Origin of the sequence: Tenacibaculum sp. MEBiC06402 (assembly GCF_049239625.1) — a bacterium.
Taxonomy (GTDB): Bacteria; Bacteroidota; Bacteroidia; order Flavobacteriales; family Flavobacteriaceae; genus Polaribacter.
Genome location: NZ_JBMKKT010000077.1, coordinates 1 through 2,910, shown reverse-complemented (window position 1 = coordinate 2,910; position 2,910 = coordinate 1). Strand labels below are relative to the sequence as shown.

Genomic DNA, 2,910 nt, shown 5'->3' with positions numbered 1-2,910 from the left:
CGTCCGAATCCACTCGGTAATTACTAACGCTAGTTTTTAAACAAAATACGTAACTTTAATTCCGTAACAACAGTTATACAAATACGTTGGCAAACATTTAAAAAAATATTGGAAAAGAACGAATACATAGAATTTGAAATGAATAATGAAGATAGGTTTAATGACTTAACTAAACTTCTTGATCTCATTTCAGTATCTAAAAAAAGTGGAGATTATAAATCCGACAAATTTTGGTTGGAAAAATTTCCTAATTACACTCTAAAAAACTATTATTTCGCTGACTCAGACTTGACACCTAAGATTGAGACATGTGAGACCAAAGAGGAAACTTGGCATTTTTATTCAATGGTAGAACATCTTGTTGAAAATATTGATATTGAATTTCTGGAATGCAAAAAAATCGGAAACGGAAAAGCGAGACTTGAATTCTATTCTTGCGGATATCCTTATGGCGGAATAACAGGTTTAACTATGTTTCTAAAATCATTTGACTTTAAAGCGACTGAAATTGATGAAGGTGGTGGAATCTATAAAGTGGAATGGAAAAACGAAATGGAATTTGAACTGAAAGAAATTAAAACGGTTGCCAATAATAGCTATAACTTATTGTGGCAAAAAGCTAAATCAATTTTTAATTTATAAATAAAACGATTTGCCAACAAAGTGTATAATTAATTGCTTCTGATTTTCCTTTCGGAAAATCCTCGCTCTGAATTATAGCCTGTTATTTTTTACTAAATTAGTTGCTGAAACACGCAACGAAATCATACACAAATACGTTGTAAAACATTATGAGAAAAATCCGTAATCTTAATATCATACTTTACATTTTATCATTTGCAACAGCTTTTGCCCAAAGCAATATGATTACACCTAAAAATGGAATTGATGGTATTTCTATAAAAATTGACACATCTAATATTTCGGTTGTTGAGAAACTTTACGGAAATGAATTTGAATTGAATGCTAACCAATCTTTCACGAGATATACATATCCAAAAATTGGTTTAGCATTTCAATATGACACAGCTGATAAAAATAAAATTATTCGTTCCATATTTTTGGAAAGTCCATTTCAAGCCAAATTAAAGAATGGTATAGAACTAAATAAAACTTCAATGAAAGAAGTTTGGGAAACCTATTCTGACAAAGGTTGTTTTACTTCTAAAACATATGCTTGGCATTCACAAAAAGGTATTTCTTTTTTCATCAAAAAAGATTCTACAACAAAAGGTTATGATAGTGATAAGAGAATATATAAAATCGAAATTCATAATAAAAACGATTTTGGAATCCCATCTCGAGTTAATTATGAGTTTGATAAGGAGCGAAAAGAAAAGCGAATACAAGAAATGGTTGAAGTTTTGATAGATGATAATTTTACCTTTGAAAAATTTGATGACTTTTGGGAAATTCAAAAAAAGAATGACACAAAACCTTTTCCTTTAAAAAAGCAAGATAATTTCAGAAGAAAACTTGATTTCGATTTAACTCAACTTAATAGTGAAATTAGAATTTATGGTAGCGTTTTTGAACTTAACGTTTTAAAGTGTAATAATGACTTGGTTTATTTAAAGCTCTCATCCGAGAATGAGATTTTAGTTGAAAGATATTCTGACGAACAAATCGACTTATTACTCAAAAAGCATCAGAAAAAAACAAATATTCCAATCGACACAAAAAGCGCTATTGATTTTCCTACTGACACTTATGTTTATGGCACATTTTGCGGATTTGCAGGAACACCACCTAATGAGTCACAAATTATGATTGATTTAGTCAATGAACGAAAATATTATAAACTTGCAAGACGACTAAATTCAATGAATCCAGAAATAGCAACTTATGGATATATTGGACTTGACTTTTTAAGAAAAAAAGGAATCGAAATTAAACCGCCTGAATTATTAAAAATGGAAGAATTGAGTAAATCTAATATTCAATTAAACACTTGTCAAGGTTGTGTTTACGGTGTCACAGAAACAATTCAAGAAGTTTTAATTGAAAATAATTTAAAAGTAATCTACGAATCTTATAAAGATAGTGGAATGCTAAAATAACGTTTTACAACAATGGCTATAAGTAATTGCTTGTTCTCGCCTACTTTTGAAAATCCTCGCGGATTTTCAGTTTGGTGTGTACTTGCAAAGTTAAGTGCTAACCCACGCAACTACTCATAGCCGAAACCGTTAGCAACCATATAAAAATGAAGTCCAAGATTATAGGTAATATTGAGCCACACAAATTTGATCCAGACCTTTATTTCGCTCAAAACATTGAGATTCCATATTTTGACAATAAAAAAGTAAATATTGGTATTGCTGCTGCAAATTGTAGCGATACATTGATTGAAGCAGATAGTGTTTTGAAGAAGTTTATGACATTAGATATAAACGATCGAAACCGACATTCAAAACTGTTAATAGATTATTATGAGACCTGTGTAAAGTTTGGAATTGCAGAAAAGATTGACTTGAGGAACCCAACTGAAATTTGGAATTATGTGACTCCAACAGAAATTATAGTCGATTCTGAAATGCATGCTGGATTTTATATTATGATTTCGTGTGAATGTCAATGGGAGCCTGAGCACGGACTTCAGTTGGAATTTCGAAATGGAGATGAGTTAGTAAGAGCAAGTGGTCATGAATAATATAAAACGGTTGCTAACAAGGTGTATAATTAATTGCGGCTGTCCCGAAGCTTCGGGACCTCACCCGAAATTCAATCTTATTAATTATCTTTCCGAAACAATGGAAAGCACTTCCGTCCTTTCCCGCAAAAAATCATACACAAATACGTTAGCAAACACTGTCGAAAATGATGTGTAGCTTTCTTTCTGATTAATGAATGTCAGTTTAAAATTTTGGTTTTTAATAGTAATTCCAGTTTTATCCTTTTTTTAGAGAA

General features: G+C 30.9%; 3 protein-coding genes. All 3 read left to right on the top strand.

From position 1 onward, the window contains the following. Positions 1-108: 108 nt before the first annotated feature. Positions 109-642 (top strand): hypothetical protein, encoded by a 534-nt coding sequence (locus tag ACOSP6_RS01225; RefSeq protein ID WP_422095689.1) that lies wholly within the window; start codon positions 109-111, stop codon positions 640-642. Between the two features lie 149 nt (positions 643-791). Next, positions 792-2,060: a hypothetical protein gene (locus ACOSP6_RS01220; RefSeq protein WP_422092722.1), complete on the top strand. Its 1,269-nt coding sequence runs from the start codon at positions 792-794 to the stop codon at positions 2,058-2,060. A 146-nt stretch (positions 2,061-2,206) separates the two neighbouring features. Then, complete coding sequence (locus ACOSP6_RS01215; RefSeq protein WP_422092723.1) at positions 2,207-2,653, top strand: DUF6985 domain-containing protein; 447 nt, start codon at positions 2,207-2,209, stop codon at positions 2,651-2,653. Positions 2,654-2,910: the final 257 nt, after the last annotated feature.

What these genes read in the sequence shown, in the direction of transcription:
- ACOSP6_RS01220 (WP_422092722.1), top strand. Translation starts at nt 792, where the DNA reads ATGAGAAAAATCCGTAATCTTAATATCATACTTTACATTTTATCATTT.
- ACOSP6_RS01215 (WP_422092723.1), top strand. Translation starts at nt 2,207, where the DNA reads ATGAAGTCCAAGATTATAGGTAATATTGAGCCACACAAATTTGATCCA.